This is a genomic window from Aeromonas sp. FDAARGOS 1407 (assembly GCF_019048725.1).
In the GTDB taxonomy this organism is placed as follows: Bacteria; Pseudomonadota; Gammaproteobacteria; order Enterobacterales; family Aeromonadaceae; genus Aeromonas; species Aeromonas enteropelogenes.
On record NZ_CP077399.1, the window covers coordinates 1,612,548 to 1,635,277 of the forward strand.

Annotated in this window: 22 protein-coding genes; 12 read left to right on the forward strand and 10 right to left on the reverse strand. The window is 61.8% G+C overall.

Going from position 1 to position 22,730, the window contains the following annotated elements; genetic code table 11:
* Positions 1 to 18 precede the first annotated feature (18 nt).
* Positions 19 to 423, reverse strand: a complete 405-nt coding sequence (locus I6L37_RS07855) for a DNA polymerase III subunit psi (RefSeq protein ID WP_216993692.1) — start codon at positions 421 to 423, stop codon at positions 19 to 21.
* 8 nt (positions 424 to 431) lie between these two features.
* Entirely contained in the window at positions 432 to 584 is a 153-nt protein-coding gene (locus I6L37_RS07860) for a hypothetical protein (protein ID WP_156130393.1), read from the reverse strand.
* 78 nt (positions 585 to 662) lie between these two features.
* Here I6L37_RS07860 and I6L37_RS07865 point away from each other — a divergent pair, with 78 nt between their 5' ends.
* Together I6L37_RS07865 and viaA are read left to right on the forward strand one after the other, a co-directional pair.
* Positions 663 to 2,276, forward strand: a complete 1,614-nt coding sequence (locus tag I6L37_RS07865) for an ATPase RavA domain-containing protein (RefSeq protein WP_216993693.1) — start codon at positions 663 to 665, stop codon at positions 2,274 to 2,276.
* Positions 2,277 to 2,285: 9 nt separating this feature from the next.
* The gene (viaA, locus tag I6L37_RS07870) at positions 2,286 to 3,740 is read left to right on the forward strand and encodes an ATPase RavA stimulator ViaA (RefSeq protein ID WP_216993694.1); all 1,455 of its coding nucleotides are present in this window, start codon (positions 2,286 to 2,288) and stop codon (positions 3,738 to 3,740) included.
* 12 nt (positions 3,741 to 3,752) lie between these two features.
* Here viaA and I6L37_RS07875 read toward each other — a convergent pair whose 3' ends face one another.
* The gene (locus tag I6L37_RS07875; protein WP_216993695.1) at positions 3,753 to 4,757 is read right to left on the reverse strand and encodes a sensor domain-containing diguanylate cyclase; all 1,005 of its coding nucleotides are present in this window, start codon (positions 4,755 to 4,757) and stop codon (positions 3,753 to 3,755) included.
* Positions 4,758 to 4,956: 199 nt separating this feature from the next.
* On the opposite strand from I6L37_RS07875, the gene I6L37_RS07880 reads away from it, so the two are divergent.
* The 4 genes from I6L37_RS07880 to I6L37_RS07895 all read left to right on the forward strand — a co-directional run bounded on the left by I6L37_RS07880 (position 4,957) and on the right by I6L37_RS07895 (position 10,224).
* On the forward strand, positions 4,957 to 6,819 hold the full coding sequence (locus I6L37_RS07880) for a GGDEF domain-containing protein (RefSeq protein ID WP_216993696.1): 1,863 nt from the start codon (positions 4,957 to 4,959) through the stop codon (positions 6,817 to 6,819).
* 259 nt (positions 6,820 to 7,078) lie between these two features.
* Positions 7,079 to 8,668 (forward strand): peptide chain release factor 3, encoded by a 1,590-nt coding sequence (gene prfC / locus I6L37_RS07885; RefSeq protein ID WP_124240017.1) that lies wholly within the window; start codon positions 7,079 to 7,081, stop codon positions 8,666 to 8,668.
* Between the two features lie 169 nt (positions 8,669 to 8,837).
* Positions 8,838 to 9,176 carry a nuclear transport factor 2 family protein gene (locus tag I6L37_RS07890; protein WP_216993697.1) on the forward strand — a complete coding sequence of 113 codons (339 nt, stop codon included), beginning with the start codon at positions 8,838 to 8,840 and terminating at the stop codon, positions 9,174 to 9,176.
* 97 nt (positions 9,177 to 9,273) lie between these two features.
* Positions 9,274 to 10,224: a bile acid:sodium symporter family protein gene (locus I6L37_RS07895; protein ID WP_216993698.1), complete on the forward strand. Its 951-nt coding sequence runs from the start codon at positions 9,274 to 9,276 to the stop codon at positions 10,222 to 10,224.
* Between the two features lie 61 nt (positions 10,225 to 10,285).
* On the opposite strand, the gene I6L37_RS07900 is transcribed toward I6L37_RS07895, so the two are convergent.
* Both I6L37_RS07900 and mdtH read right to left on the reverse strand, forming a co-directional pair.
* Entirely contained in the window at positions 10,286 to 11,194 is a 909-nt protein-coding gene (locus I6L37_RS07900; protein ID WP_216993699.1) for a bifunctional helix-turn-helix transcriptional regulator/GNAT family N-acetyltransferase, read from the reverse strand.
* A gap of 89 nt (positions 11,195 to 11,283) precedes the next feature.
* Positions 11,284 to 12,480: a multidrug efflux MFS transporter MdtH gene (gene mdtH, locus I6L37_RS07905; RefSeq protein ID WP_042026994.1), complete on the reverse strand. Its 1,197-nt coding sequence runs from the start codon at positions 12,478 to 12,480 to the stop codon at positions 11,284 to 11,286.
* A gap of 93 nt (positions 12,481 to 12,573) precedes the next feature.
* Between mdtH and I6L37_RS07910 the strand changes: the two genes are divergently transcribed.
* The 3 genes from I6L37_RS07910 to rimJ all read left to right on the forward strand — a co-directional run bounded on the left by I6L37_RS07910 (position 12,574) and on the right by rimJ (position 14,669).
* Positions 12,574 to 13,470, forward strand: coding sequence for a LysR family transcriptional regulator (locus I6L37_RS07910; RefSeq protein ID WP_042026993.1), 897 nt, complete (start codon positions 12,574 to 12,576; stop codon positions 13,468 to 13,470).
* 93 nt (positions 13,471 to 13,563) lie between these two features.
* Entirely contained in the window at positions 13,564 to 14,118 is a 555-nt protein-coding gene (locus tag I6L37_RS07915; protein WP_042026991.1) for a GNAT family N-acetyltransferase, read from the forward strand.
* Complete coding sequence (gene rimJ, locus I6L37_RS07920; protein WP_216993700.1) at positions 14,118 to 14,669, forward strand: ribosomal protein S5-alanine N-acetyltransferase; 552 nt, start codon at positions 14,118 to 14,120, stop codon at positions 14,667 to 14,669. The genes I6L37_RS07915 and rimJ overlap by 1 nt, the downstream gene beginning before the upstream one ends.
* A gap of 62 nt (positions 14,670 to 14,731) precedes the next feature.
* Here rimJ and I6L37_RS07925 read toward each other — a convergent pair whose 3' ends face one another.
* From I6L37_RS07925 to I6L37_RS07935, 3 genes are all read right to left on the reverse strand, one after another.
* Positions 14,732 to 14,980 carry a hypothetical protein gene (locus tag I6L37_RS07925; RefSeq protein WP_026457957.1) on the reverse strand — a complete coding sequence of 83 codons (249 nt, stop codon included), beginning with the start codon at positions 14,978 to 14,980 and terminating at the stop codon, positions 14,732 to 14,734.
* Between the two features lie 309 nt (positions 14,981 to 15,289).
* Complete coding sequence (locus I6L37_RS07930) at positions 15,290 to 16,339, reverse strand: oxidoreductase (protein WP_216993701.1); 1,050 nt, start codon at positions 16,337 to 16,339, stop codon at positions 15,290 to 15,292.
* Between the two features lie 114 nt (positions 16,340 to 16,453).
* On the reverse strand, positions 16,454 to 17,617 hold the full coding sequence (locus I6L37_RS07935; protein ID WP_201941642.1) for a multidrug effflux MFS transporter: 1,164 nt from the start codon (positions 17,615 to 17,617) through the stop codon (positions 16,454 to 16,456).
* 236 nt (positions 17,618 to 17,853) lie between these two features.
* On the opposite strand from I6L37_RS07935, the gene rdgB reads away from it, so the two are divergent.
* Both rdgB and hemW read left to right on the forward strand, forming a co-directional pair.
* On the forward strand, positions 17,854 to 18,450 hold the full coding sequence (gene rdgB, locus I6L37_RS07940; protein ID WP_216993702.1) for an RdgB/HAM1 family non-canonical purine NTP pyrophosphatase: 597 nt from the start codon (positions 17,854 to 17,856) through the stop codon (positions 18,448 to 18,450).
* A gap of 92 nt (positions 18,451 to 18,542) precedes the next feature.
* A complete protein-coding gene (gene hemW, locus I6L37_RS07945) occupies positions 18,543 to 19,688 on the forward strand; it encodes a radical SAM family heme chaperone HemW (RefSeq protein ID WP_216993703.1) in 1,146 nt (381 codons plus the stop codon).
* Positions 19,689 to 19,802: 114 nt separating this feature from the next.
* Here the strand turns inward: hemW and I6L37_RS07950 are convergent, their stop codons facing one another.
* A complete protein-coding gene (locus tag I6L37_RS07950; RefSeq protein WP_216993704.1) occupies positions 19,803 to 20,063 on the reverse strand; it encodes an alternative ribosome-rescue factor A in 261 nt (86 codons plus the stop codon).
* Positions 20,064 to 20,211: 148 nt separating this feature from the next.
* A complete protein-coding gene (gene zntR, locus I6L37_RS07955; protein ID WP_216993705.1) occupies positions 20,212 to 20,643 on the reverse strand; it encodes a Zn(2+)-responsive transcriptional regulator in 432 nt (143 codons plus the stop codon).
* A 421-nt stretch (positions 20,644 to 21,064) separates the two neighbouring features.
* Between zntR and purH the strand changes: the two genes are divergently transcribed.
* A complete protein-coding gene (purH, locus tag I6L37_RS07960) occupies positions 21,065 to 22,657 on the forward strand; it encodes a bifunctional phosphoribosylaminoimidazolecarboxamide formyltransferase/IMP cyclohydrolase (protein ID WP_216993706.1) in 1,593 nt (530 codons plus the stop codon).
* Positions 22,658 to 22,730 lie beyond the last annotated feature (73 nt).

Here is a 22,730-nt window from a genome sequence, read left to right on the forward strand (position 1 = left end):
TTGCGACAAGATGCCCTCTTATGCCGCCGTCGCGGCCAGTCGTTGACGCAGCTGTTGCCACAGCGCCCGCTTCTGCGTCCCGTTGGGCGCGAGCGGGCAGATCAGGGCGTCGGGCCAGCGGGGATCGCCCTCGGTCAACCAGAGCAGGGGCGGCTCGCCGGCGGGCATCTCCCCAAGCAGTGACACCTCCTCCGGCGTAATGCCGAGCAGCTGGCAGATATCGGCCAGCAGAGGCTGAGCGGGCAGCTGCGGGGCCAGCAGCCAGAGCTTGCCGTCTGGCATGACAGCCTCTTGGGTCTGTTTGCCGCTGGCAGGCTGCGGCTCGGTTGGTTCAGGGGCGCCACCCAGCAAGGCCGGGCGGCGCAACTGCCAGCCTTGAATGCCCATGCGGGCCAACATGCTCTGACGTACGGGATCTTGCATGGGGCGACTCACTCTTGATCTGCGTTGGGGAAAATCGTGCCGGGCAGGGTACACTCGAACGGGTTTTGCTGCACCCTTTGCAGCGTACAGCCTTGGCCCGCGCGGTTTTTTCCTGCCAGAACGGGGTATTTTGCAGCAACCAGGGCCAGAATAAACATCATAACAAGACAAAATCCAAGGGCGAACAAACGGATATCACCCCTTGGCGCCATCATTATCTCAGCTTCGGAATTGTCTCTATGTCGCTTTCAGCTCAAGCCCACGCCGCCGTGCGGTCCATGCCCATCCATGAACGCCTGCCCCGTCTGCTGACCGCGCTCGGCGAGGGGCTCTATGAACGCCAGGATGCCCTGCGGCTCGGTCTGCTGGCTGCTCTCAGCGGCGAGAGCGTGTTTCTGCTGGGGCCCCCCGGCATCGCCAAGAGCCTGATCGCCCGCCGGCTCAAGCTGGCCTTTCACGAGGCCCGCCACTTTGAATACCTGATGACCCGCTTCAGCACGCCGGAGGAGGTGTTTGGCCCCCTCTCCATCCAGGCCCTGAAGGAGGATGGCAAGTACCTGCGCCTGACCAATGGCTACCTGCCGGAGGCCGAGGTGGTGTTCCTCGACGAGATCTGGAAGGCGGGCCCCGCCATCCTCAACACCCTGCTCACCGCCATCAACGAGCGGCAGTTTCGCAACGGCGATGGTCAGTACCCCATCCCGATGCGGCTGCTGGTGACCGCCTCCAACGAGCTGCCGGCCCCCGACAGCGGGCTGGAGGCCCTCTACGACCGTATGCTGGTGCGGATCTGGATGGACAGGGTGCAGGAGAAGGCCAACTTTCAGGCGATGCTGGCCAGCGACGGCCACGCCCATCAGAACCTGCCGGCCGCCTTGCAGATCCAAGGGGAGGAGTACCTGCAGTGGCAGAGCCAGATTGAGCAGGTGCGCCTGCCGGAAGCCTGTTTCGAGCTCATCTATCAGCTGCGCCAGCAGCTCGACAGCCAGTTGGCCCATCGCTGCTACGTGTCGGATCGGCGCTGGAAGAAGGCCGTAAGGCTCATCAAGGCGAGCGCTTTTTTCAACGGCCGCGACGAGGTGGCCCCCCTCGATCTGTTGCTGTTCAAGGATTGCCTGTGGCACGACGAGGAGTCCCGCACCACCCTGCTGGAGACGATGACCGAGTTTTCTCGTCTCTACGGCTATCAGCAGCTGGCCATGACCCGTCAACTGCTGGCCCTGCGGGACAGGTTCAAGCAGCTGAAGCAGCGGGTCGCCCAGCGTCTCTGCTGCAAGGCGCGCCAGCGCAAGCAGTGGTTTGGCCGTCGTGCGCGGGGGATCGAGATCCCCTTGGCCAACGCCAGGGCCTTCGGCAAGACGGTGCACTTTCACCTGCTCACCCCGGCGCCGCTGGATGGCGGCGATCCCGAGCGCCTGACCGAGACTCTGGTATTCGATCGTACTCTACTTTCCCACTGGCACCCGACCGGTGAAGCCCTGGCGGGCTATCAGTATGGCAACCCGAAAGAGGGCCATTTTGAGCTGGTGCTGGATGACGAGCTGCGGCTTCACGTGCTGGATATCCAGCGTCAGCAGATCCCGCTGGTACTGATGGAGCGCAACGCCATCCCCGAGGTGGTGCTGGAACCCTGGCTGCAGGAGCTGGACGAGTTGCAGGCCGAGGTGGCCAAGGTGGTGCAGTCGCTCAAGCAGCAGCGCAGCCTGTTCGAGCGCCATCAGCAGCACCTCTTCATCGGCCAGCGCTGGCTGCAGCAGGTGGAGGACAGTTTCTTCGTGCTGAACCGGGATCTCGAGCAACTCTCCGGCGAGCTGGCGCACTGGCGCGAGCGGTTGCCCAGGCTGGACGACTAAGGAGTTCCCATGCTGGAAATTGGCATGCTGGATCTGGGGCTTCTGATGGGGGAAGGGGAGCTGGCGGGGGAGGTGGCGCTGCTGCTGGCGGCCTCACCCAAGATCTCCGAGTTCATCAAGCGCTCACCGCTACAGGGCAAGCTGTTGAAAAAGCGCCTGCAGGGCTGGGGCGAACAGCTTGGCGAGGAGATCCGCCACAAGCCGGTGCCGGTGGCTCTGGAGCAGGAGTACCTGCTCTATCAGGCGCATCGCCAGCTACCGATGACTGAGCTTATCGGCCGCTTGCCGGCGCTGCTGGAGGCGCTCGAGCAATACAGTCCGTTCGCCGGCGAAGCCCGCAGTCTGGTGCGCCAGTTGGTGGCTCATCCGACCGAGAGCCTGCGCCAGCTGTTTGTCGAGAAGTGGCGTGCCAGCCTGGTGGGCAGTTTGCTGCAACTGCAGCAGCAGATCGCCGAGGCGGAGCGGGAGAAGCAGCGCCAGGAGATCGAGGATCAGCTGCTGGCGAGCCGCACCCTGGCCGATGCCCTCGATCCCCACCAGATCTCGGCCGGTGGCTTGTGGGATCTGGCCCAGGGCAGCTGGCACAAGCGCAGTCTGGTGCTGGTCAAGCAGTATGCCCGCATGTTGCAGCGGGAACCCCTGCTGGCTGAGATAGCCGCCCAGCTTGGCCGCAGCGAACGGGATCGGCAGGCACAGGAGCAGCCGGTGCCGCCGGTGCAGATGCTGGAGCTCGAACCTGCCCCCAGCGACGATGTGCCCGACGATCTGGTGGGGATCCATCAGGCCAGCGACCTGATGCGGCTGCTGCCGAGCGAGGCGGTGATGCTGGGGCTGCCGGAGCTGGAGCTGGAGTTTTATCGCCGCTATCTGGAGCGGCGCCTGCTCAGCTACCAGTCACGGGGTATCCTGCCACGCCAGCGCATCATGTTGCGCACCCCGGAACAGGGGGGACACCAGTTGCAGCAGCGGGGGCCCTTCATCGTCTGCGTCGATACGTCGGGCTCCATGGGCGGTTATCCGGAGGAGTGTGCCAAGGCGCTGTTTCTGGCGCTGCTCAAGGTGGCGATGGACGAGAAGCGCGGTTGCTATCTGATGCTCTTCTCCACCGAGGTGGCGACCCTGGAGATCACCGCTGACACCGGGCTGGACAAGGCGGAGCGCTTCCTCTCCATGAGTTTTCACGGCGGTACCGATCTGGTGCCCTGTCTCGAGAAGGCGCTGATCAAGCTCGACGACCCCGCCTTTGCCAAAGCGGATGTGCTGGTGATCTCCGACTTCATCGCCCAGAGTCTGCCCCACCCCCTGCTCGATCAGATGAATCGCTATCGCCATCGCGAGACCCGCTTTCACGCCGTCGCCATGTCTCGCCACGCCAAGCCGGCGCTATTGCGGGTATTCGACAACAGCTGGTTGCTGGATTGCGGCCTGCGTGGCCGTCTGCTGCGCCGCTGGCAGCAGCACTGAGGGTGGTCGCCGTCAGTGAGCCGGGGTATGGCTCAAGGCGCGTTCGTTAACCTGTTCTTGATCCAGCAGTGGTTGACCGCTCGGACGGGAGATGTGAAAGCCCTGTTTGCCGCTGCGCTTGACCTGGTACATGGCCTGATCGGCCCGGGCCAGGGCGGCGCCGAAGTCATCCTGGGGCCGGATGGCCGCAATTCCCATGCTCAGACCCACATTCCCGTCGCCGTTGGCGAGGGGGAAGGGGGTCGAGATGAGCTCGATGCAGAGTTGGGCCAGCTCGTGGGTACGGGGATCCTCGCTCTCCCAGGGGAGCAGCAGCACAAACTCGTCGCCGCCGATGCGCCCCAGTTCGCTCTCTTCCGGACAGCACTGCCTGAGACGCTGGGTCAGGGCGACCAGCAGCTCGTCGCCGGCCCGGTGGCCCAGGTTGTCATTGACCTGTTTGAAGTCATCGAGATCGATGAAGCAGATGGATTTGAAACCCTGGTTGAACTTGCGCTGCAAGGCGGTGCGGTTGGCAAGGCCGGTGAGGGGATCCCGATGGGCGAGCCGGGCCAGCTGCTGCTCGTACTCTTTCTCGTGGGTGATGTCGATGTGGGTGCCCATCACCCGGATGGGGTTGCCCTGTTCATCCCGTTCCACCACGCGGCCCCGATCCAGCACCCAGGTGGTCTTGCCATCCTTGGCGATCATCCGGTGCATCACCTGATAAAAGGGGCTCTTGCCGCTCAGATGGTCGAAGAAGGCCTGCAGCACCCGCTCCCTGTCTTCCGGGTGCAGGTGCTCGCGCCAGACGTCGAAATGGGCAGACAGCTCCTTGGGCTGAAATCCCAGCATGGCGCCCCAGCGGCGGTTGAAGATGATGAGCTTGCCGGTGGGGATGTGGTTTTGCCAGATGCACAGGCCGGTACCATCCATGGCGGCGTCCAGTTTTTCGCGGGCATCGTCGGCGATGCGCTTTAGCCGCTCGTTTTCCAGCTGCAGCCTGGCATAGGCAGCCTGCAACTCCTCGTATGTCATCCCGCCACATCCCTGCAAAAAGAACATATAGTCGATGCTGGGTCTGCTCCTGTAAAGCGCCGGATTTCGTCATTGTGAGGAGGGCTAAAAACCGGATTTGGCATAAGGTTTGCTGCCAGGTCGGACAAGGAACGATATGATGAGTTATCAGAGTATCAGTGCTATCGAATGGGGAACCTGATCCGGCATGAAGCGTTGCATGACCTTGATCCTGTGGGCGTGTCTGGCTTGCTCTCCTGCATGGGCGGCACGAGGCCCCCTTGGCGAGCCGCAATTATCCAAAGAGTTGCAAGCGCTGGAAGAGGGGGGCCTGCCCGATCGCATCTACCGATTGCGAGTCGCCGCTCTGGCGGCCAATCGCGACGCCTATTCCCCCGACGTGCAGGGCCGGATTGCCCGGCTGCAGTGTCGGGCCATGCCGGCCGAGCGGGACAGCGAGTATCGCGCCGTGGTGGCTTTTGCCGACAAGGAGCTGGCCATCGCCAGGGCGCGCAAGGATCGGCTCACCGAAACCGGATTGCTTGTCTGTCGCGGCTTTCACCAGCAGATGCTCGGCAACATGAAGCTGGCGCTGGCCGATTTTGGGCAGGCACAGGGGTTGGCGCGGGAGCTTGGGGATCGGATGCAAGAGGCCGATGTCCTCAGTTATCGTGGCGAACTCTACTCCTATCAGGGCAAGCTGGCCGAGGGGCTGAAGGAGCTTATCGAAGCGTACCAGCGCTATGAAGATCTGGGCATGGAGGACAAGGGGCGGGAAGTATTGACCCTGATTGCCAACTCCTATCGGCGCATGGGGCTCTATGAGCGAGCCGACGACTATTTCAAGGAACTGGAGCAGGACTATCGCCAGCTGGAGGCCCGGGAACAGCTGGTGGATATCCATGCCCAGCAGGCGCTGCTCTACGCCGAAATGGACGAGTTCGACCGGGCCCTGCCCCTGATGCAGGAGGCCGAGCGCTACTATCAGTTCCAGCGTCAGGAGGGACTGCTGGCCTGGAGCCAGATCGAGGTGGCCACCATGCTGCTCAACCAGAACAAGGTGAGCGAGGCCAAAGCAAAGCTGAAACAGGCCGAAGTGCTGCTGCACGATCGCGAGGGGAGCGACAGCGTGACCCTGGCGCACTGGCAACTGGTGATGGCCATGGTGCTGGATGCCTCGGGAGAGCAAACCAGAGCCCTCGACTATCTGGCGCGGGCGGAGACCGTTTTCGCCAGGGAGAATAACCAGCGTTTTCTGATCCGTGTCTATGGTCTGCGCTCTCGCATCTTCGAGCGTCAGGGCCGGGTCGGCGATGCGCTGGCCAGCCTCAAGCAGTATGTGCAGACCCGGCATGCCACCGAGCTGGTGCTCAGGGAGCAGCGCTCCTTGCAGATGCGCTTCGAGTTCGATCTGGCCCGCAAGGAGCTGGAAAACCAGACCCTCAAGACCAAACAGCTGTTACAGGAAGCCAAGCTCAAACAACTGCAGGAGCGCCGCCAGTGGCAATTCGCCGTGGTGGCTCTGCTGCTGGTGGTGATGGGCATGCTGGTGCTCTACCTCTTCAACCGCAGCCGCAAGATGAGGCGGCTGGCCATGACGGACGAGCTGACCGGTCTCCACAATCGTCGCCAGATCATGGCGCGGGGTCAGGCCTGTTTCGATCAGGCAAAAAGTGGTGGTCCTTCCCTGAGCGTCTTGTTGCTGGATATCGATCACTTCAAGCAGGTCAATGATCAGCTGGGCCACCACATGGGGGACATGGTACTCAAGGCGGTGGCTCGTTGCCTCGATGAGCAGCTGCGGGCGCAGGACGAGGTGGGACGCAACGGCGGCGAGGAGTTTCTGGTGCTGCTGCCCGACACCAGACTCGAGGAGGCAGCCGAGGTGGCAGAGCGGATCCGCCAGCGGGTCTCCCGGCTGTGTATAGACGGGATGCCGGAGGGGCGTTTTGTCCATGTCAGCATAGGTTGCGCCCAGTATGGCCCCTTCGATGACACCCTGAGTGCCCTGATCCGGCGGGCCGACGAGGCCATGTACCAGGCCAAGCAGACCGGGCGCAACCGGGTGGTGCTGGCTCAATAGGCTTGACGTGTACCTTGCGGATTTATCCACCATGCCAGGCTGGGTATTTTTCGCTCGCGCGGGTATAATGCCGCGCAATTTTGCTTTGACTCAGGCGAGACGACCCATGTAATGCAACGCTTTCCCCCTTTTTCCACCTGGCTGGCCTGATGCCTGCCGGCGTGGCATGCGCTGCATACAGATGTGCCGTGAGTCGAATGCGGCATCCCGGATTTATTCCCACGGTGGCCAAGGCCGCCGCCCAATAGAAGAACGTTGAATTATGTCAGCTGAATTTCTGAGTGAAGTCTCCAAGAGACGCACTTTTGCGATCATCTCGCACCCGGATGCGGGTAAAACCACCATCACCGAAAAAGTCCTGCTGTTCGGACAGGCCATTCAGCGCGCCGGTACCGTCAAGGGCCGTGGCTCGGGCCAGCACGCCAAATCCGACTGGATGGAGATGGAGAAGCAGCGCGGTATCTCCATCACCACCTCAGTGATGCAGTTCCCCTATGCCGACTGCCTGGTCAACCTGCTCGATACCCCGGGTCACGAGGACTTCTCCGAAGATACCTACCGTACCCTGACGGCGGTCGACTGCTGCCTGATGGTCATCGATGCCGCCAAGGGTGTTGAAGACCGGACCCGCAAGTTGATGGAAGTGACCCGACTGCGCGATACCCCCATCCTCACCTTCATGAACAAGCTGGACCGCGAAGTGCGCGATCCCATGGAAGTGATGGACGAGGTGGAGCGCGAGCTCAACATCATGTGCGCCCCCATCACTTGGCCCATTAGCTGCGGCAAATCCTTCAAGGGTGTCTATCACCTCTACAAGGATGAGACCTACCTCTATCAAAGCGGTCAGGGCCACACCATCCAGGAGAAGCGGGTGATCAAGGGGCTGAACAACCCGGATCTGGACGCCGCCATCGGTGAAGATCTGGCTCAGCAGCTGCGTGATGAGCTAGAGCTGGTGCAGGGTGCCTCTCCCGAGTTCGATCACGACGCCTTCATCGCCGGCGAGATGACCCCGGTCTTCTTCGGTACCGCACTCGGCAACTTTGGTGTTGACCATATGCTGGACGGCCTGACCGACTGGGCGCCGGCCCCCATGCCGCGCAAGGCCGAGAGCCGCGAAGTGGCTGCCACCGAGGAGAAGTTCTCCGGTTTCGTGTTCAAAATCCAGGCGAACATGGACCCGAAACACCGCGACCGTATCGCCTTTATGCGCATCGTCTCCGGCACCTACTCCAAGGGCATGAAGATGCGCCACGTGCGTCTGGGCAAGGATGTGAACATCTCCGACGCCGTGACCTTCATGGCCGGCGATCGCGAGCAGGCGGAAGACGCCTTCGCGGGTGACATCATCGGTCTGCACAACCACGGCACCATCCAGATCGGCGACACCTTCACCCAGGGTGAGGATCTCAAGTTCACCGGCATCCCCAACTTCGCGCCGGAACTGTTCCGCCGCATCCGCCTGCGTGACCCCCTCAAGCAGAAGCAGCTGCTCAAGGGGCTGGTACAGCTCTCCGAAGAGGGGGCGGTACAGGTGTTCCGTCCGCTGCAGAGCAACGATCTCATCGTCGGTGCGGTCGGTGTGCTGCAGTTCGACGTGGTGGTCTCGCGCCTCAAGAGCGAGTACAACGTCGAGGCCCTGTACGAGGCGGTCAACGTCTCCACCGCCCGCTGGGTGGAAGGGACAGATGCCAAGAAGTTCGAGGAGTTCAAGCGCAAAAACGAGATCAACCTGGCCCTCGATGGCGGTGATAACCTCACCTATATCGCGCCGACCATGGTCAACCTGCGCCTGGCTCAGGAACGTCACCCGGACGTCCAGTTCCGCCAGACTCGCGAGCACTGATACCGCTTCGCAAGCCTGCATGGCTGACGAGACAAGAGACCCCGCTTCGGCGGGGTCTTTTTTTATCGGTTTTTACGGGGGAGCCGCGAGGGGAAGGGAATTCATCTGCTATCGACGATTGAGTAAAAAACCAATATAAATGAATAAATTAAATTTATTGGAGAGTGCCATGTCCGTCGTTTTGTCCGTCCAGGCACAGCTGGAAGCCTACAATGCCCATGATATCGAGGCCTTCCTGGCTTGCTTTTCCGAGCAGTTCAAAGCCTATCGCATGCCGGCAGAATCGCCCTCCACCGTTGGCAAGGAGGCGCTCAGAACCTTCTATATGGAGCACCGCTTCAATAACCCGCTGCTGAAGGCCGAACTGCTGTCGAGGACGGTGCTCGGCAACAAGGTGTTTGATCATGAGCGGATCCACGGTCTCTCTCCCGAACCGCTGGAGAGTGTGGCGGTCTTCGAGGTAGAGGACGGTCTTATCAGCACCGCCTGGTTCTATTTCCCCGGCTGACGAGCACAATCGAGGCTCCACCCGATGACAAAGCTGATATAAAAGAAAACCCTGCGGGCTTGTTTGCCTGCGTTAGCTTCAGAATAAGGATATCGACATGCTGGGACGCATCACCAACCTCTTCCCGCTCTGGGCCTTGCTCTTCTCCTTGCTGGCCTACTGGCAGCCGGGTCTGTTCACCGATCTCAAGGCGCAGATAGTGCCGCTGCTGACCATCATCATGCTGGCCATGGGGCTGACCCTCAAACCCCGGAACTTCCTCGACGTGGTGCGCAACAAGAAGGCCATCGGACTCGGGCTGGTGCTGCAATTCAGCGTAATGCCACTGGCTGCCCTGCTTATCAGTCTGCTGCTGGGTTTCGATGCCGAGCTGACGGTGGGTATGGTGCTGGTGGGCAGCGTGGCTGGCGGCACCTCTTCCAATGTGATGTGTTACCTCGCCAAGGGGGATGTGGCCCTCTCGATCACAATGACGGCGCTCTCCACGCTGCTGGGTGTCATCATCACGCCTCTGCTGGTGCAGCTGCTGGCTGGCAAGAGCGTCGACGTGCCGGTGCTGGACATGCTGCTGAGCTTGGTCAAGATAGTGCTGATCCCCGTGGTACTCGGGGTGGTCGCCAATGTCTTCCTGCACTCCCTGACCGCGCGCATTGAGCCAGTACTCCCCCTGGTCTCCATGGCGGCCATCGTGTTGATCATCGCCACCGTCGTGGCGCTCAATGCGGGCCAGTTCGCCAGCATCGGCCCCATGGTGGCGCTGGCGGTGATCCTGCATAACGGTATCGGCATCACGGCGGGCTACTGGGTCAGCCGGCTGCTCGGCTTTGATGAGCGTATCTGCCGTACCGTCGCCTTCGAGGTGGGGCTGCAGAACTCGGGGCTGGCCACTGCGCTCGCCATGAAGTTCTTCACGCCGGCTTCAGCCATGGCGGGAACCCTGTTTTCGGTCTGGCACAACCTCTCCGGTTCTCTGCTCGCCGGTTTCTGGGCCAGACGGCCACTGAACCAGACCAGCACGATAACGGGAGAGGCGGCAAGAGAGGGTTAATCGAAACAGGTTTTCGATGGCAGGCCCCTGCTCGCGGGGGCCTGCCGGTTTTACGGCGTGGTTACAGGGTGAGCACCATGCAGATCTCGCAAGCATCGTGGCCGGTGCAACCGAGCGGGCCGGGCAGGTGTTCAAAACCCAGTGACTCGTAGAGGCTGGTGGCTTCCCGCAGTACCTCTGTGGTCTCAAGGTAACAGCGCTGGTAGCCGAGGGTTCGTGCCTCCTCCAGCGCCTGCAGCACCAGCCGTCGCCCCAGCCCCAGCCCGCGCAAGGCGGGCATGAAGTACATCTTCTGCAGCTCGCAGGTCTCTTCTTCTCCCGCCAGCCTGGCTATACCGCCGCCACCCAGAATGGTGCCATCAGGCCCTTCAATCACCCAGTAGCGGCTACCCCTGCCCTGATAAGTCTCATGGAGCTGATCCAGGTTCGGGTCGGCGACTCCATAGCCCTTGTCGGCGGTGAGGCCGTATTCGGCGGAGACGGCGCGGATCACCGCAGCGATATGGGGATTGTCGAACGCCCGGATGGGACGAATGTGGTAGCCCTGCTGGCGGCGGGCACGGGAGAGGGCGCTGCGATAGAGGCGCAGGCCTTCCCACAGCCGCTCGCGTTCTTCCTGAGTCAACTGGGCCAGGGTCTCTTCCATGGCGCAGTCCATTTCCCGATGCAGCGCCAGCAGCTGGCTTTGGCCGGCGATGGTGAGGCGGGCCTCCTTGCTGCGACCATCGGAGGGATGGGGATGCCAGCTGATGAACTCCCGTTCGGCGAGGCGCGCCAGCGGACGGCTGGCGTTGGACTTGTCGATGCGCAGTTTCTCTGCCAACTGCTGGTTGGTGGCAGGGCCGCTCTCCAGTTCGATCAGCAGGTGGGCTTCGATGGGGGTGAGGGCCAGCTCGCCGCATTGCTGGGAGAGCATGCCGAGTTCGCGGACCAGCTCACGAGAGAGGGCGCGCAGGGGGCGGGGATCCATATCAGGGTTTCCTTTTTGTTGTGTACAACAACCAATTTAGCGACTTGGTTGTTGTGCGCAACTTTATTTTTCATTTCCCTGAAAATGGTTCAGGCTGCCGCCCGGCTTCTCAGCTCCGGGCGGCGGGCGAAGCAGTGAGCCAGCAGCAGCATGGTGACCACGCCGATCGTGCCCAGTACCAGCCAGGGGAGGGCGGGTTGCCCCTGCTGCAGGGCATAGTCATAGAGGGAGCCTCCCCCCACGTAGCCTGTCATGCCCCCCAGGGCGAGTCCGAGTCTGCTGAAACCCATGTAGCTACCGCGTGCGTTGGGGTTGGCCAGCCGGGTCATCAGGGTCTCCCGCGCCGGCTCGCAGATGATGATCCCCAGATAGAAGCAGGCCAGCAGCACGAAGAGCCCCGACAGGGTGTTGACGAAGGCGACCAGCCCTATCCCTATTGTCATCAGCAGGATGCCGGCCATCAGGCGGTTTTCCAGCTTGTAGCGCCGCTCGCTGAAACGGGCGATGGGGTAGAGCAGCGCCAGCGACAGGGCGGTCTCCAGGCTGTACATCCAGCCGACCGCCGTGGTGCTGCCGGAGAGCTGCTTGACCAGGATGGGGAAGATCAGCATCACCTGCACCCACAGCATGTAGTAGCCGCTCAGGATCAGCACCAGCCGGCAGAAGGCGCGATCCGCCAGCACCTGCCCCAGTCCTTGCCGCATCGGGGTCGGCTTGAGGGAGAGGCGGTAAGGGGGCAACAGCAGCCAGTTGCACAGAGCCGCCAGGGTGAACAGGCCTGCGCCCAGCAGGCAGACATAGGTGAAGTCAAAGCGCAGCAACCAGCTGCCGAGCAGGGCCCCGGTCACGGCGCCGGCGCTCTCCAGCATCATCAACAGGGAGATGAAGCGGCCCCGTTCGCCGGGGCGGGTGAACTTGATCACCAGGGCGGCCCGCGGTGGATCGAACAGGCAGCCACCGAGACCGGAGAGGAAGCAGGAGAAGATCAGCATGGCGCCGCTCTCGGCCCAGGCCAGGGTGGCGAAGCCGACGGCGCGCAGCAACATGCCGGTGACGATGAGCGGACGAGCCCCGAAGCGATCGGCCAGGGAGCCACCGAAGATGCCCAGCCCCTGCTGGGTCAGCTGGCGCAGCCCCAGGGCCAGCCCTACCAACCCCGCCGCCCAGCCGAGCTGATCCACGAAGCGCAGGCTGATCATCGGCATCACCACAAAGAAACCCAGGATAACCAGCGTCGTATCCAGCGCCAGAAACCAGCGCCCCCAATGCCTTGCCCGCTCTACCATAATGCCCTCTCTATTGATTGATGACTCCATTCTGGAGGGGCATCAGATATAGTGGTAGACGACAACTACCTATATTTCATATCAGGATTTTTTATGTCTATGGATCTGGACGATTTGCAGCTGCTGCTGGATGTGGCGGAGCTTGGCAGTTTCAGTCAGGCGGCGGCTATCCGCGGTTGGTCGCAACCTCTGGTGAGCCAGCGCATTGCCCATCTGGAACTGACTCTGGGGGCGCCGCTGTTCCAGCGTCATCGCCGCGGCGTGACCCCGACTCGCGCTTGCGAGGAGTTCCTGCCAGCGGCCCGTTCGGCCCTGACAACCCTGAGCGAAGGGCGGCTGGCGCTGCAGGGGGCACCGGCGCTGCCCTGCATCCGTCTCTCCAGCCTGCCTTCCCTGACCTCGGTGGTGTTTGGCTCGCTCCTGATGGAGCTGGTGGACGAGGCGTTCGAGATCCGCTGCACCACGGATCATTCCGGCGTCATCATGCAGGAGCTGCTGACCGGGGTGACCGACATCGGCTTCGTGCTCAAGTGCCCGCCGGTGGCTGGACTGCAGATGGAGCTGCTCTGCTGCTCCCCCATCATCGCCATCGCCTCGCCTATGCACCCGCTGGCGGGGTGCCACGGTTTGACTCTGCAGGACATCGCCGATCAGCGGCTTGCCCCCCAGGTGTGGGGGCCAGGTTGTGACGTCTTTATTCAGCAATTGCGGCGGCTGCGCCGTGCCGCCAGCCCCTTGCACGGGGTACAGCCCGCGAGTGCGGCCCGGGATCTGGCGCTGGAGCACGGTTTCATCACTCTGATGCCAGAGTTGGCCATCGCGCGGGATCTGGAGGTCGGGCGACTGGTCAAACTGGATGTCTGCAATCTGCCCCAGGAGCACTGGGATGTGATGATGGCCTGGCGCGGCGGCAAACGGCCCAATCCGGCCAAGGAGGCGGTGCTGGCGACAGCTCGTGCCCTAGCCAAACGGTGGCGCGGTGAGAGGTGAGCGACCCCCTGCAAAAGGGTTGGCACCTCTGGAAGCAATTGGCTACATTGGTGCTGTTTTGTCATTTGATGACTGATTTCAAAGGAGAATCCCATGTTCTCATGGCAGTTGGATGATGAGCTTGCGCTGCTCTTTTTGCAGCCCGACATGGCGAGCGAGCTGTTTGCCCTCTGCCGTGACAACCGGGAATACCTCTCCCAGTGGTTGCCCTGGCCGCCCCTGATCCTGCGCCCCGCCGACAGTGCCACCTTCATTCGCCACGCCATCGAGAAGTTTGCTCGCGGCGAGGGGCTGACTACTGCCATCGAGTATCAGGGGGAGGTGGTCGGGGTGATCGGCTACAACCAGATAGACGCGGATCTTGGCAAGGTGGCCATCGGCTACTGGCTGGCGGAACGCTGGCAGGGCAACGGCATCATCACCCGGGCCTGTCAGGCCCTTATCCATCACGCCTTCGAGGAGATGGGCATGGAGAAGGTGGAGATCAGCGCCGCTACTGACAACGAGCCAAGCCGGGCCGTCTGCGAGCGACTCGGAATGCAGCAGGAGGGGATCACCCGGCGCGCCGAACGGCTGGCCGGCCGGGTGGTGGATCACGTCCACTACAGTTTGCTACGTGATGAGTGGTTGAGGTTGAGGGAATCCTGATGGTGCTGCCACATCTCAAGACGGCCCGAGCCCACCTGACGGTGCTGTCGCCGGATCAGGCCCCTATGATGCTCGACTTCTACCGGCGCAATCGCGCCCACCTAACCCCCTGGGAGCCACTGCGGGATGAGCGCTTTTATACCCTCCCTTACTGGCACGCCAGGTTGCAGGAGAGTTATGGCCAGTTCTTCCATGGCACCGGAGTCAATCTGGCGGCCCTGGATCCGGCGGGGGAGCGGGTGATCGCCACCTGCAACTTCAGCAACATATTGATGGGGATCTTCAAGGCGTGCCACCTGGGTTATGCCGTCGATCAGCAGCACCAGGGGCAGGGGCTGATGCAGGAGGTGCTGCCCGTCGCCATCGATTACCTGTTTCGCGAACATGGCCTGCACCGCATCATGGCCTGCTACATGCCGGCCAATCATCGCAGCGGCGCCCTGCTGGAGCGGCTCGGCTTCGAGCGGGAGGGGTATGCCAGGGAGTATCTGATGATCAATGGTCGCTGGGAGGATCATATCCTCACCTCATTGATCAATCCGGCGCCGTAAACGGCCCATAAAAAAACGGGCCCGAAGTTTCCTTCGGGCCCGTCTTCGAATGAGGTGCTGGCTTAGTTGGCCTTGGCATCGCTCACGGCAGCTTCAACCTTGGTGGCTACGTCGTCAGCAGCTTTCTCAACGGTTGCAGTCGCTTCGGAAGCGGCTTTTTCAACGGTAGAAGTGGCTTCGCTGGCCGCTTGTTCTACGGTTGCTGCGACTTCGGCGGCCGGGGTGGCAGCAGGTGCGGCAGCCTTCTCTTCTTTCTGACCGCAAGCGGTCAACATCAGACCCAGGATACCGGCTACCAGTACTTTATTCATGTGTATACCCTCAACAAAAGATGGAGAGATGGTTGTGACAACCATCAAAGTGCGTCCTTTCACCCGGTTTTCCAATCATTGGCCGGGAGCCAAGAGGCGGACGCAATATAGCCCCAACGGTTGCAGATGAAAACGGATATCACAATGACATTTTTTCGTACCATAGATAAAAAGAACTGCTCATTTAGCTAAATTCAACTAAAAATGTCCAAAAAATGGTGATGTTGCACAACTAATCACCATTATATCTTGCCTGCTTGGTATCTAAACGGTTTTAAGGTTTTGTTTGAATCTTTGTTGTCGGCGTGGTCAGTCAGACAGCTTCTGACAAGCAAGGCGTTTTCCCGAGCTATGGCTCTCGCGTGCCAGATCCAGCAGCGCCATGACCGTCAGGGCCTCTCCGGCGGGCACCGGATTTGCCCCTTCGCCCAGGATGGCGGCGCAGACTCCGCGGTAGTAGGCACCGTAGTCGCCGGCCTCACTTGCGACCAGCTCCTGTTGCAGTTGGCCATCCCGGATCCGGCTGAGCTGGCCTGGCTTGCTGTCCACGCCCCAGTCGGCCGCCGGAGGGCGCTTGCCGAGCTTGAGTTGCTCTTCCTGCACATCCATGCCGAACTTGATAAACGAGCCCGCACTGCCGTGAATGACGAAGCGAGGCATGGTGGCCGACACCAGGCAGCTGCCGTGCAGCACCACCCGCATCTCGCCGTAGCCCAGCACCACGTGGAAGTAGTCATCGCTCAGGGACCCCGGGCGTTGCCCGGCCAGATCGGCCTGCAGCCAGTCGGGCAGACCGAACAGCTGCAGCGCCTGATCCAGCACATGGGGGCCGAGATCGAACCAGAGCCCGGAACCCGGACCGCCCGCCTCGCGCCAGCGCTGGCGCACCTCGGGGCGATAGCGATCGAAGTGCGATTCAAACTGGGCGATCTGCCCCAGGGTCCCCTCTGCCAGCAGGCGGCGCACCGTGAGGAAATCCCCGTCCCAGCGCCGGTTGTGGAAGATGCTGAGTAGCCGCTGCTGTTTTTCCGCCAGTTCTGCCAGCGCCTTGGCCTCGGCCAGATCCAGGGCGAACGGTTTGTCGATCACCACGTGCTTGCCGGCCAGCAATGCCTGGCGGGCGAGGGGAGCATGGGTATCGTTGGGGGTGGCGATCACCACCAGATCAACCGTGTTGTCGCTCAGCACCTCCTCCAGCGAACCGACCCGGCAATCGGGCAGATCGGCCCGTACCTTGGCAGCATCGCGGCTTACCACCCAACTGAGGCGAAGGCCCGGAGTGGTGCCGAGAAAGGGGGCGTGAAAGGTCTTGCCTGCAAAGCCATAGCCCACCAGGGCGGCGTTGAGAGTCTGGCTCATGGGTGTTTCTCCGCTGACATGAGTCGGGGTCGGGCGCCTGTGCCGGCGGGCGACGGGTCACAAAAAAGAGGAGGGGGCCAGCGGCCCCCGGATGTGCTCATCAGAGCACAGGATTTATTGCAAACACAAGCGCCGTCCCTGGCGGGTCATCAACACCACCAGTGGTGGCAACAGCAGCCACATGTGCAGGGCCAGCTGATCCAGGGGATCCTGCATCAGGGCGCCGGTGAGGCCGACCAGGGCGCCAGCCCCGCTCATCTGGAACAGGCCGAGCAGGGCGGCGGCGGTACCGGCGCACTGACCGAAGGGGGCCAGCGCCATGCCGGCGGCCGAGCCCAGGATCATGGCAAAGGCGATGCTGGAGAGGAACACGGGGCCCATCATGCCCAGCGGATGATCAAGATGCATGGTCAGGGTCAGGGTGATGGCTGCCACCAGCAGGGCCAGCAGGCCGATGCGCAGGGTGCGTCTCGGTCCCATTTTGGCAACGCAGCGGGGGGCCAGGAAACAGGCAAGGATGTTCACCGCCGCGTTGGCGGTAAACCAGTAGCTGAAGCCGTTCATGTCGAGCCCCAGCTTCACCATCAGCTGCACCGGTGCGGCGGTGACATAGGCGAGGATCACCGCCATCGCCAGCATGCATTGCGCCGCGTTGAACAGGAAGGTGGGGGAGCGCAGCACAGGGCTGTAGCGATCCCAGCTGATGAGGGCTCCCTCGCTGCGGGTATCCTCCGGGCGGGTCTCCGGCATGCGCCACAGCAACCAGCCGCCGACCATCAATGCATATCCGGCCATGAACCAGAAGTTGGCAGACCAGCCCGCCTTGGCGGTGAGCCAGCCACCAAACAGGGGGGCCAGCGCCGGAATGAAGCAGATGGCGCCATTGAGGTAGGAGATCATCTGGCCGCTCTTTTTCGGGCCATAGCTGTCACGCACTACCGAGAAGGCCGCGACCGAGGTGGCACAGGCGCCAAAGCCCTGCAGCACCCGTGCCAGCATCAGCTCCCCGAGGCTGGCGGCGAAGCCTGCGCCCAGTGCGCTCAGGCCGTAGAGCAGTACACCGCCCAGGGCGATGGGCTTGCGGCCGTAACGGTCGGCCAGCGGGCCCACCAGCAGCTGGCCCAGACCCATGCTGAATAGGAACCAGGTGATGGTGCCCTGCATCAGGGTCACTTCTGCGCCCAGCTTTTCCGCCATCTGCGGAATGGCGGGCAGGTAGATGTCGATGGCCAGCGGGCCGAACAGTACCAGAAGTACGAGCAGAAGGATCAAGGGCATCAGCCACCTCATGAAGACAGGAAAAATCAGTTGGTGCGCGAGTCTACTGAGTCACAATAATGAATAGAAATGGTATTTAATCACTTCGGTTATTCCTGTACGGAAACATGTATTTTTCAGGTGGCAAACAGAGCCATGTGACGGGCCTTGGATGGGGCGGGATTAGTGACAATTGGCGCTTTTACTAAACGGCTGCGACGCATAGAATGCGCAGATTATTTTTGCGGAGGTGTGCGATGAACAAGCTTGTCCTGGCAACAGGGAATCAGAAAAAGGTGAAGGAATTGGCCGCCATGCTGGCCGATATGAAGATCCAGGTGATCCCGCAGAGCGAGTTTGCAGTGTCCGATGCCGATGAGACCGGCACCACCTTCGTCGAAAACGCCATCATCAAGGCCCGCCATGCCGCCCGCATCACCGGACTGCCCGCCGTGGCCGACGACTCTGGCCTCGAAGTGGATCTGCTGCACGGCCGCCCCGGTGTCTACTCCGCCCGTTTCGCCGGCGACAACGCCAGCGACAAGGAGAATATCGACAAGCTGCTGGGCGAGCTCCAGGGGGCCCCTGACTACCTCAAGAGTGCCCGTTTCTGGTGTGTGCTGGTCTATATGCGCCACGCCGACGACCCCACCCCCATCATCTGCCAGGCGAGCTGGGAGGGGATGATCATCGACGAGCCGCGCGGTCAGCACGGCTTTGGTTACGACCCCGTCTTCTTCGTACCGGATCACGACTGCACCGCCGCCCAGATGCCAGGCGATCTGAAGAACCAGCTCAGCCATCGTGGCCAGGCGCTGGCCAAGCTGAAAGAGGCCCTGGCCGCGGCGCACTGAGCCCGGGCACGGTGCCGGGATACTCCGGCAAGCATTTCATCTACAATGGGGGCCGTCAGCCCCCGTTTTTATTTTTGATTAGTGGAATCCCCATGCTGCAACTGCCGCCTCTCTCCCTCTATATCCATGTGCCCTGGTGTGTCCAGAAGTGCCCTTATTGTGACTTCAACTCCCACGCCCAGAAGGGGGATCTGCCCCACCTCGAGTACGTGGCCGCCCTGCTGGAGGATCTGGAGCAGGATCTGAAGTGGGCCCAGGGGCGCCCCCTCTCCTCCATTTTTATCGGTGGCGGGACTCCCAGCCTGCTGACGGTGGCGGCGATGCAGGCGCTGCTGGACGGGGTGCGTGCCCGCATCCCGTTGACGGCGGACTGCGAGATCACCATGGAGGCCAACCCAGGCACGGTAGAGGCGGACAAGTTCGCCGGCTTCCAGCTGGCGGGCATCAACCGTATCTCCATCGGGGTGCAGAGCTTCCAGCAGGAGAAACTGACCCGGCTCGGGCGCATTCACGGCCCGGAAGAGGCGCGCAAGGCCGCCGCATTGGCTCATGCCATCAAGCTCCCCACTTTCAATCTGGATCTGATGCACGGCCTGCCGGATCAGAGCTTGGACGATGCTCTCTACGATCTGCAGCAGGCCATCGATTGTGCGCCGCCTCATCTCTCCTGGTACCAGCTCACCATAGAGCCGAACACGGCGTTCGCCTCCAAGCCACCCCGGCTGCCGGAAGATGACACCTTGTGGGACATCTACGAGCAGGGCCACGCCATGCTCACCGCCAGGGGTTATCGCCAGTACGAGATCTCGGCCTACGCCAAGGAGGGTTATCAGTGTCGCCACAACCTCAACTACTGGCGCTTTGGCGACTATCTGGGGATTGGCTGCGGCGCCCACGGCAAGGTAACGGATCTCGCCAGTGGCCAGATCCTGCGCACCGCCAAGGTGAAGCACCCGAAAGGCTATCTGGATCTCGCCCGTCCCTATCTGGACGAGCAGTGGCAGGTCACCGAGGACGATCTGCCGCTCGAGTACTTTATGAACCGGTTCAGATTGTTTGAACCGGCCCCCAAGACGGAGTTCGAGGCCTACACCGGCCTTGGGCTGGAGCGGGTAGAGACCATGCTGACCATCGCCCAGAGCAAGGAGCTTATCGAGGATCTCGGCGACAGCTGGCAGCTCACCGCCCTCGGTCATCGCTATCTGAACGTGCTGCTGGAACTCTTTATGGATGAGTAAGCCCAGGATGGCGAGCTGGCCATGAGGCAATAAGCGCCTGCGGCTCGGCTTTTTTCAGCAAAACAATCAGGGCGCCATTGGCGCCCTGATTGTTTATGGTCGATAGAAACCCGCTCAGCAGCAGACGTGCATCATCTGCTGTTGGCCGGGCTCCCACCGCCTGGCGTGCTTGGCCTTGCGCTGATAGCTGCCCTTGCCCTTCCTGTTTTGCTCGACCCGGCTGCGAAACAGCGGATCCGTGAGCAGGGCCTGCAGGTGGTTCTCCTTTATCTCGCCACGCCGATGGGCGTAGCCGGTTCCCTGAACTGTTGTTTCCTCGGGGAGGGGGGTCTCCCGGGAGGAGAAGGTAGGTTGTGCAACCCTTCTCTTGGCCATAGTGGCTCCTCGTCTCTGGATGGGGGATGTGCTGGGCGGTGTATCGTTGTGGCGGCGAGCCACTTGGCAACCCCTTGGGGCACACCGCTCAAAAACGCGGCGATTCTGTCACCAAATCGCCGCCGTCGCAATCAGTCGGCAGGCAGGCTTACTCGTGGTGGTGCTCATGATGGGTTGGAGCGCCCGACTCCAGGGTCTCCAGGATGGCGCAGTGTTCCGCCGAGCGCGGACCGCCGCAACAGATGTCTGAGAGCTCCCGCAGGTTGTCGCGAAAGCGGGTCAGCTCCACTATCTTCTGCTCCACCTGGGCCAGCTTGGCATCGGCCACCGCCTTTACCTCCTGGCAGGTGACTTTGGCCTTGTTGGTGTCGAGGGCCAGCAGTTCGCCGATGTCGGCCAGGGAGAAGCCCACCGATTTGGCGCGGATGATGAACTCCAGTCGCCGCTTGTCCTGCTCGCCGTAGAGGCGATAGCCGGACTCGTTGCGAATGCCCGGCGAGATGAGTCCGTTCTTCTCGTAAAAGCGCAGGGTATCTGCCTTTACCCCGCACGCCTTGGCCAGTTCCCCAATCCGATACATGGCTTGTTCCCCGTTGGATATGCCGCTCAGTAAAAAATCGCCTCCACTATCGCCCCTTTGCCCGTCGATTGCCAGCCAAGGGCGTGAAAGGGACAGATAAAAGTCAGATGAAGGGCATTTTTCCGGTAAAACCCTGAAAGTGAAAACGTTTTGCAAAAATCAACAGGAAAACGTTTAATGCCGCGCCACACAAGGCTTTGTTGTTTTAAAAAATCCCCCACGCGTCACATTTTTTGTGTAGAATACGCGCCCATAAGAGAGCGTCGCGCCAAGCGGGCATTTCTTAAAACACTTTGGCCAGGGACGGGTTCCTGGATAAGAGTGGTTTGCGAAATCCCCCACTTCCATTTATTAGGGGACTCTCTGTGTTGAGCCTCGCCTCCCATGGAACGGTCCCCGTTATGTTGAGGACGATAGTGTGATGGAACAAGCTCGACCCATTCGCCGTGCATTGCTGAGTGTGTCTGACAAGACTGGCATCGTGGAATTTGCCAAGGCACTCAACGAGCGTGGTGTTGCCCTGCTCTCCACTGGCGGTACCGCCAAACTGCTGAGCGACGCGGGTCTGCCGGTGACCGAGGTCTCTGACTATACGGGTTTCCCCGAGATGATGGATGGCCGGGTCAAGACCCTGCATCCCAAGGTTCATGGCGGCATTCTCGGCCGTCGGGATCAGGATGACGCCATCATGGCCCAGCATGCTATCTCCCCCATCGACATGGTTGTCGTCAACCTCTACCCCTTCGCGGCGACCGTCGCCAAGCCTGGCTGCACCCTGGAAGATGCCGTCGAGAATATCGACATCGGTGGCCCGACCATGGTTCGCTCCGCCGCCAAGAATCACAAGGATGTCGCCATCGTGGTCAAGGCTGCCGACTACGACCGCGTCATCCGCGAGATGGACGACAACGGCAACAGCCTGACCCTTGCCACCCGCTTCGATCTGGCCATCGCCGCCTTCGAGCACACCGCCGCCTACGACGGCATGATCGCCAACTACTTCGGCAGCATGGTGCCCTCTTACGGCGACAACAAGGAGGGTGACGAGGAGTCCCGCTTCCCGCGCACCTTCAACAGCCAGTTCATCAAGAAGCAGGACATGCGCTACGGCGAGAACGGCCATCAGGCCGCCGCCTTCTATGCCGAAGAGCACGCGGCGCCGGGCTCTGTCTCCAGCGCAGTCCAGCTGCAGGGCAAGGCTCTCTCCTACAACAACATCGCCGACACCGACGCAGCGCTTGAGTGCGTGAAGGAGTTCAGCGAGCCGGCCTGCGTCATCGTCAAGCACGCCAACCCGTGCGGCGTGGCCATCGGCGACGATCTGCTGGCCGCCTATGAACGCGCCTGGCAGACCGATCCCACTTCGGCGTTTGGCGGCATCATTGCCTTCAACCGTGAACTGGATGGCGCCACCGCCAAAGCCATTGTCGATCGCCAGTTTGTCGAGGTGATCATCGCCCCGACCGTGAGCCAGGAGGCACGCGATGCCGTCGCCGCCAAGCAGAACGTGCGTCTGCTCGAGTGTGGCCAGTGGACTGCACCGGCGGCCGGTTTCGACATGAAGCGGGTCAACGGCGGCCTGCTGGTGCAGGAGCGCGATCTCGGCATGGTGACCCTGGGTGATCTGACCGTGGTCAGCAAGCGCCAGCCGACCGAGGCGGAACTCAAGGATCTGCTGTTCTGCTGGAAGGTGGCCAAGTTCGTCAAATCCAACGCCATCGTCTACGCCAAAGATGGCCAGACCATCGGCGTCGGCGCCGGCCAGATGAGCCGCGTCTACTCTGCCAAGATAGCCGGCATCAAGGCGGCGGATGAAGGGTTGACCGTGGCGGGCTCCGTCATGGCCTCCGATGCCTTCTTCCCGTTCCGCGACGGTATCGATGCGGCGGCCCAGGCCGGTATCTCCTGCGTCATCCAGCCGGGTGGCTCGATGCGTGACCAAGAGGTGATCGACGCCGCCGATGAACACGGCATGTGCATGGTGTTCACCAACATGCGTCATTTCCGTCATTGATGGGTCAGGGCCGCCTCAGGCGGCCCTTTTGTTGTCTCTTTTCAACTGACTATTTTCACCGGTCGCGGCGCAA

Coding starts and splice junctions, on each gene's coding strand:
- zntR (WP_216993705.1), bottom strand. CDS start 20,643: ATGTATCGGATTGGGGAACTGGCCAAGGCGTGCGGGGTAAAGGCAGAT.
- I6L37_RS07930 (WP_216993701.1), bottom strand. CDS start 16,339: ATGAGCCAGACTCTCAACGCCGCCCTGGTGGGCTATGGCTTTGCAGGC.
- rdgB (WP_216993702.1), top strand. CDS start 17,854: ATGAACAAGCTTGTCCTGGCAACAGGGAATCAGAAAAAGGTGAAGGAA.
- I6L37_RS07860 (WP_156130393.1), bottom strand. CDS start 584: ATGATGTTTATTCTGGCCCTGGTTGCTGCAAAATACCCCGTTCTGGCA.
- rimJ (WP_216993700.1), top strand. CDS start 14,118: ATGGTGCTGCCACATCTCAAGACGGCCCGAGCCCACCTGACGGTGCTG.
- I6L37_RS07875 (WP_216993695.1), bottom strand. CDS start 4,757: ATGACATACGAGGAGTTGCAGGCTGCCTATGCCAGGCTGCAGCTGGAA.
- I6L37_RS07865 (WP_216993693.1), top strand. CDS start 663: ATGTCGCTTTCAGCTCAAGCCCACGCCGCCGTGCGGTCCATGCCCATC.
- I6L37_RS07910 (WP_042026993.1), top strand. CDS start 12,574: ATGTCTATGGATCTGGACGATTTGCAGCTGCTGCTGGATGTGGCGGAG.
- I6L37_RS07950 (WP_216993704.1), bottom strand. CDS start 20,063: ATGGCCAAGAGAAGGGTTGCACAACCTACCTTCTCCTCCCGGGAGACC.
- I6L37_RS07880 (WP_216993696.1), top strand. CDS start 4,957: ATGACCTTGATCCTGTGGGCGTGTCTGGCTTGCTCTCCTGCATGGGCG.
- I6L37_RS07900 (WP_216993699.1), bottom strand. CDS start 11,194: ATGGATCCCCGCCCCCTGCGCGCCCTCTCTCGTGAGCTGGTCCGCGAA.
- purH (WP_216993706.1), top strand. CDS start 21,065: ATGGAACAAGCTCGACCCATTCGCCGTGCATTGCTGAGTGTGTCTGAC.
- I6L37_RS07915 (WP_042026991.1), top strand. CDS start 13,564: ATGTTCTCATGGCAGTTGGATGATGAGCTTGCGCTGCTCTTTTTGCAG.
- I6L37_RS07925 (WP_026457957.1), bottom strand. CDS start 14,980: ATGAATAAAGTACTGGTAGCCGGTATCCTGGGTCTGATGTTGACCGCT.
- I6L37_RS07935 (WP_201941642.1), bottom strand. CDS start 17,617: ATGCCCTTGATCCTTCTGCTCGTACTTCTGGTACTGTTCGGCCCGCTG.
- mdtH (WP_042026994.1), bottom strand. CDS start 12,480: ATGGTAGAGCGGGCAAGGCATTGGGGGCGCTGGTTTCTGGCGCTGGAT.
- hemW (WP_216993703.1), top strand. CDS start 18,543: ATGCTGCAACTGCCGCCTCTCTCCCTCTATATCCATGTGCCCTGGTGT.
- I6L37_RS07855 (WP_216993692.1), bottom strand. CDS start 423: ATGCAAGATCCCGTACGTCAGAGCATGTTGGCCCGCATGGGCATTCAA.
- I6L37_RS07890 (WP_216993697.1), top strand. CDS start 8,838: ATGTCCGTCGTTTTGTCCGTCCAGGCACAGCTGGAAGCCTACAATGCC.
- I6L37_RS07895 (WP_216993698.1), top strand. CDS start 9,274: ATGCTGGGACGCATCACCAACCTCTTCCCGCTCTGGGCCTTGCTCTTC.
- viaA (WP_216993694.1), top strand. CDS start 2,286: ATGCTGGAAATTGGCATGCTGGATCTGGGGCTTCTGATGGGGGAAGGG.